This window comes from Citrobacter sp. VF227 (assembly GCF_052950715.1).
Genome location: NZ_JBRFVF010000612.1, coordinates 1 through 436 on the forward strand (window position 1 = coordinate 1; position 436 = coordinate 436).

Annotated in this window: 1 protein-coding gene; it reads right to left on the reverse strand. The window is 56.0% G+C overall.

The window, feature by feature from the left end; genetic code table 11:
* Positions 1–289 (reverse strand): Na+/H+ antiporter NhaC family protein (locus tag ACU8YC_RS28165; protein ID WP_446896419.1); only part of this gene is annotated, 289 nt, incomplete at its 3' end.
* Positions 290–436: the final 147 nt, after the last annotated feature.

Here is a 436-nt window from a genome sequence, read left to right on the forward strand (position 1 = left end):
TTTTCATGCCGTCGGTAAAAAGGTCATCCGCTTCCCGCCAGCGCACCACACCGGAGACCGAGAAGATCACGAACCCTGCAAGTGCGCCGAGAATCATCGAGTCCAGCCACAGCTGAATAACGAACGCCGCAGCAACGGCAATGCCTGCCACCACCAAGGTCAGTGGGCTGTAACGTACCGAACTGGGCTCCACCTGCTCGATGCGAGCAAGGTCATATTCACGCGGCTTGCGGTAGCTATAGAAGGCGATCGCCAGCCCCGACAACATGCCCAAAGCTGGGATCAGCATCGCCTGGGTGACCTTGATACCGGTTACATCCAAACCGCTTTAGAAAACGTTGGCCAGCAGAATCTCATTGAAGAAGATGTTGGCGAACCCAACCGGAAGAAACATGTAAGGAGTGATCAGCCCGAACGCGAGCACGCAGGCAATCAG